This is a genomic window from Cellulomonas hominis (assembly GCF_005239125.1).
GTDB classification, from domain to species: Bacteria; Actinomycetota; Actinomycetes; order Actinomycetales; family Cellulomonadaceae; genus Cellulomonas; species Cellulomonas hominis_A.
This window is the reverse complement of the sequence record NZ_SZYE01000225.1, coordinates 1-5,117: the sequence shown is the minus strand read 5'-3', so window position 1 is coordinate 5,117 and position 5,117 is coordinate 1. Positions and strand designations below refer to the sequence as shown.

Sequence of the window (5,117 nt, the reverse complement as noted above, 5' to 3'; positions counted from 1 at the left end):
CCGCCGGGCCCGCACCGGTGCCACCGGGCACCGGCCCGCCCCCGACGGACGGACCCGCCGGCGCGGACGACGCGGACGGCTCCGGTCGCCCCGCGCCGGCGGCCAGCCCGCGCGGCAGCACGTCCAGGTCCAGCACGTCCGCGGCCGGCCCGGTCGCCCAGGCCCGCGCCACGGACTCGCTCTCGGCGGTCGTGCCGTTGCGCTCGTCGAACCGCGCCGCCAGCGCGGTCGCCTCGGCGCGCAGCCAGTCGTCGAGCTCCGCCACCGTGGTCGCGGGCACGGCGGTGAGCCGGACCGGCAGGTCGCCCCGCCCGGCCCCGCGCAGCACGTGGGTGGCGGCGCCGACCAGCCGCGCGAACGCCAGCCGCGAGTACGGCGTGTCGCCGCCCGTGAGGTACTGCTGGTCCGCCTCGATGGCGCGCACGGCCCGCTCGGCCTGCCCGCCGCGCGCGAGGAGCCGCACCCGGCGGCCGCGGGCCCCGACCATGTCGGACTCGGCCTCGGCCAGCGCCGCGACGGCGCGCCGGTGCGTGCGGGCGGCGTCGCGGGGCCGGCCCTGGTCGAGGTACGCCTCGGCGAGGTACGACAGCATGTCGGCGGGCTCGGACGCGCAGGACGGGTCCTCGGCGAGCGTCTGCTCGATGAGCCGGATGCCCTCCTCCGCGCGGTCGGTGGCCAGCAGCCACGCCGCGCGGTCCCCCGGGTCGCAGGCCTCGCACTGGGAGAAGTCGTCCCGCGGGGTGGCCACCCACGCCTGGAACGCGGCCTCGACGTCCGCGGCGCCGCGCTGGCGCGCCCACGCGAACCGCTCGTAGGCGACGGCGTCCATGCCGTTGCCGGCCAGGGCGTACCGGCGCTCCATGTCGGCGAGCGTGCGGTCGATCTGCTCGGCGGGCACGGTCGGGAAGTCGGCGAGGCCCGAGATCATCCACTTGAACGACCAGAACAGGCCGTGCCGGTCCTGGGCGTCGAAGTGCTCGGGGTGCTCGTCCCACCAGCGCAGCAGCCGCGCGAACGCGACGAACGACCGGTCGACCTCGCCGCCCCACTGGTACGCCTCGACCAGCGTGCTGAGCGCGTAGGCGCGCGCCGCGTCGGGCCCCTCGGCGTCGACCAGCCGCACCTGGCGCTCGGCCGCCTGGGTGCGGGCGAGCCCGTACGGCATCTGCCGCACGCGGGTGATCTCGCGGTTGGCGTCGTCCAGCGTGCGCGTCACGCGCGCTCCTCCCCGGCCGGTCCCCCGGCCGCCTCGTCGTCGGCGCCGGGCAGCGCGCCCGGCACCCCCTCGCCGTGCCCCGCGGCGGCTCCGCGCAGACCCGCGCGCAGCAGCACCGACATCGACCCGGTCATCAGCTCCGACTCCCGCGCGCGCAGCGGCTCGCCGGACAGCAGCAGCGCCGACACGTACAGCGACCGCAGCCCCGCGGCGAACACCTCGCCCGGCGGTGCGTCGAGCAGGTCCCGCACCAGCGGGCTCGCGTCGTTGAGCACCAGCCGGCGGGCGGCGGCGGGCGCGGCGAACCCCGCGAGCACGTCGCTCCACACGTCGTCGGCCTCGGCCATCGCCGCCTGCAGGTCGCGCTGGTGGTCGCCGTCCCGGTCGTGCAGCAGGACGGCGGGCAGCTCGGCGGGGTCGAAGGTCCGCAGCACCAGCTCGGTGTCGAGCGGGCGCAGCACCTGACCGCCGGCCCGCACCGCGTCCAGGGTCGCGAGCTCGCGCTCGGGGGTCACGGGGGCGAGCACCTGCGCGATGTCGCCGGCCCCGAGCGGCCGCACCTCGCCGAGGCCGCGCCCGGGGCCCCGGGCGGCGAGCCGCGCCAGCAGGTCGGCGTCGTACACGTAGCCCGCGTTCACGACCGCGAGGCCCTGCGCGCGGGCGACCGGCGCGATCCGCTTGTACTCCTCGAGCGTCGGCGCGAACACCACCTGCCCGTGCTCCGCGGCGACCTCGGCGAGCGTCAGCGTCCCGTCGGTCGTCTCGTACGGCAGGATCCGCGCGGCGAGGTCGAGCATCGTGTCGTCGGTCAGCGCCAGCGAGCGCACGGCCAGGTGGTGCGTGCCGACGAACTCGCGCGCCAGGGCGGTCGACGACTCCAGGGTGCGCAGCGTCCAGGACCGGACGGCGTCCGCGAGCGCCTCCTGCGTCGCGAGCAGCACCTCGTCCGTGTACAGCGCCTCGCGGGACGCGGTCGGGCGCAGGCCCGAGGCGTCGATGACGCACCGGACGAAGAACGCCCACTCGGGCAGCAGCCCGTCGACGCGCGCGCCGAGCAGCATCCGCTTGAGGTAGACCCGGTGCGACCCGCCACCGCCCGGGGGCACCGCGGCGGGCAGCACGAACGCGACCCCGGACACGCCGGCCAGCGGCACCGACAGGTCGATGTGCGCCAGCGGCGTGAACCCCAGCGTCTGCTCGCAGTACCGGGCGAGCGCCTGCGCGCGGGCGGCCTCGTCGGGGTAGATGCGCGCCCAGGGGGGCTCGGGCGCCGAGATCCGCCGCCAGGCGTGGCCGGGCCGGGGCGTGCCGTCGACGGGCAGGTCGAGGGCCGGGTCGCCGGCGGCCGCCACCCACGCCGGGCCCGCCGCCGCAGCGGCCCCCAGCGGCACCTCCACCGCCACGTCGACCGGCAGCAGCGAGCCGAACTCGGCCGCGAGCGCCGCGACCGTCTCCCCCGCCAGCCAGTGCTCCAGGTCCCGCCGCGGCCGCAGCCGCACGGTGCTGCCCGCCGGCAGGTCGGCGTCCGGCAGCTCGACCAGGTCGTACGACCCGTCGGCGTGCCCGCGCCAGCGCACGGCCGGCGCCTGCGGGTCGCGGGCGGACCGCGACACGAGCTCGATGCGGTCGGCCACCATGAACGCCGACAGCAGGCCGATGCCGAACTGCCCGAGGAACTCCTCGCGCCCGACCCCGAGGTCGAGGTCCCGCTTGGACGACCGGCCGACGGTCGCCAGCAGCTCCTCCGCCTCGGCACGGGTCAGGCCCACCCCGGAGTCGGTGACGAGCAGCGACCCGTCCGGCAGGGGGCGCAGCCGGACGGTGGCCGGGCACCCCGGGTCCTCGGCGCGGCGCGCGGTGATCGCGTCGACGCCGTTCTGCAGCAGCTCGCGCAGGTAGACCCGGGGTCCGGAGTACAGGTGCCGGGCGAGCAGGTCGACCACGCCGTGCAGGTCGACCTGGAACGCCCGCGCGGCGGGGTCCGTCATCGGTGGTGCGTCACTCCCCCTGCGCGGCGGCCTCGGCGGCCTTCGCCTCGGCCGCCTCGGCCGGGAACTGCTCGTCCAGGTGCTCGAACAGGCTCAGCGCGGTGGTGATGCCGCAGGCCAGGTGCAGGTCGATCTGCTCGTCGGTGGCGCCGTGCTCGTAGTCGACGGTGTGCTCGGCGTAGACGCCCACGACGCCGTCCTCGGCGCGCACGTAGCCCTTCGGCCACAGCTTCTCGGAGTTCCAGGTGTTCACCAGGTCGACGACGCGCGCGTACTGGTCGATGCCGACCTTCCGGTTCCACCGGCCGCGGGTCTGCAGGTACTCCTGCTGGCCGCCGAGCCGGAAGAAGTAGAACAGGTGCCCGTCCCAGTAGCCGCCGATGTCGCCGTCGTCGTCGACGCCGTACTTCATCTCGCGCGCGTCCAGCACGTCGATGATGCGCTGGTGGGAGAGCGGCTGCGGTCCGGGGACGGACGCCGCGGCGTCCGGCTTGGTGAAGAAACCCATGGCGTCCTCGTGGTTGTCGTGCGGGGCCACGTCGGTCCCGCGGGCTGCGTCGGTGCTGGTGGCGGGCACGCGAGGGCCCGTCCGGAACGAGCCTAACCCGATCGCGGGGACGCACGGCCGCCCGAGATGTCCGATCCGGTGAACGGGGCCGGGACACGATGGCGGCGTGGGCGCCCGCGCGTATGGTGTGCGCATGGGTCTGTTCGGGAACCGCCGCCCCCGCCGCGGACCGGGCCGCCCGGCGAACGGTCGCGAGGCCGCGCCGGTCCCCGCCAACCCGGGTCGGGGTGGTGCGCGCGGGTCGGAACCCGGCGGCGTGTCCGTGGACGACGGCCGCCCCACCCCGCTGAGCACCGAGCGGGTCGTGCGCTGGTTCGAGCGCAACGACTTCCACTACTTCACCGACGACGACGGCGACCTCGGCGGGCTGTGGCGCGGGCGGCTGTTCTACTTCTTCCTGTTCGGCGACCACCAGGAGATCGTCCAGGTGCGCGGGCAGTGGAACCGCGAGATCGCGATCGAGCGGCTCGAGGAGGTGCTGGACGCCTGCACCGAGTGGAACGCCGAGCGCATCTGGCCGAAGGCCTACGTCCGGGTGCGGGACAACGGCATGGTGCACGTCGTCGCCGAGGTGTCCACCGACCTGGAGCACGGCGCCACCGACGAGCAGCTGAGCCAGATCCTGTTCTGCGGTCTCAGCACGTCGAGCACGTTCTTCGACGCGATCGACGAGCTCTACCCCGACCCCGCGGCGGTGGCCCCGTGACCGCGCCCCGCACGCCGGGCTGGCTGTCCCGGGTGCTCGGCGAGCGCGCGGCCGCCACGGCGCCGCAGCGCCGGGTGCCGCTGCAGGCCCGCCCGACCGCGCTGACCCGCGACCGGGTCGCCGCGACGCTGGCCGCCCGGGGGTACCACTACCGGGTCGACGAGGACGGCGACCTGACCGGCGTGTGGAACGACTCCCGGTTCTGGTTCCTGCTGCTCGGCGAGCAGCGGGAGATCCTGCAGGTGCGCGGCCGCTGGCACCGGCAGCTGCCGGTCGACAGCCGCCGGGCGGTGACGCTCGCGCTCAACGACTGGAACCGCGAGCGCATCTGGCCGAAGCTCTACCTCCGCGAGGAGGAGGGCGAGCTCGCCGTGTACAGCGAGGTGTCGACCGACCTGGAGCACGGCGTGACCGCCGAGCAGCTGGACCAGCTCGTGTCGTGCGGGCTGGGCACCGGCGTGCAGAGCTTCGCGTCGTTCGACCAGCTGCTGCCGCCGCAGGTCTGAGCGGCGCGGGCGCGCGGGGCGCCGCGCCCGGACGGGCTCAGCGCCGCCCGAGCGTCGGCAGCCCCAGGAGAACCGGGGCGGCCGGACCCGCCGCGGCGGCGCCCGTCCCGCAGGCGTCCCCGGCGCCGCCGTG

At 76.3% G+C, this 5,117-nt stretch carries 4 protein-coding genes and 1 pseudogene; 2 read left to right on the top strand and 3 right to left on the bottom strand.

The features are described 5' to 3' along the window. The 3 genes and pseudogenes from FA014_RS17595 to FA014_RS17585 form a co-directional block, all read right to left on the bottom strand. Window positions 1–1,216: pseudogene (locus tag FA014_RS17595) on the bottom strand (hypothetical protein); the annotation flags it as partial. Further along, window positions 1,213–3,204, bottom strand: a complete 1,992-nt coding sequence (locus FA014_RS17590) for an HSP90 family protein (RefSeq protein WP_154730926.1) — start codon at window positions 3,202–3,204, stop codon at window positions 1,213–1,215. The gene FA014_RS17590 and the pseudogene FA014_RS17595, both read right to left, overlap by 4 nt. Before the next feature lie 10 nt (window positions 3,205–3,214). Next, entirely contained in the window at window positions 3,215–3,781 is a 567-nt protein-coding gene (locus tag FA014_RS17585) for a YbjN domain-containing protein (protein WP_230323345.1), read from the bottom strand. A 247-nt stretch (window positions 3,782–4,028) separates the two neighbouring features. On the opposite strand from FA014_RS17585, the gene FA014_RS17580 reads away from it, so the two are divergent. Further along, window positions 4,029–4,478 (top strand): YbjN domain-containing protein, encoded by a 450-nt coding sequence (locus tag FA014_RS17580; RefSeq protein ID WP_230323344.1) that lies wholly within the window; start codon window positions 4,029–4,031, stop codon window positions 4,476–4,478. Then, entirely contained in the window at window positions 4,475–4,984 is a 510-nt protein-coding gene (locus FA014_RS17575; protein ID WP_230323342.1) for a YbjN domain-containing protein, read from the top strand. Before FA014_RS17580 ends, FA014_RS17575 begins: the two co-directional genes overlap by 4 nt. The last annotated feature ends 133 nt before the right edge of the window (window positions 4,985–5,117 follow it).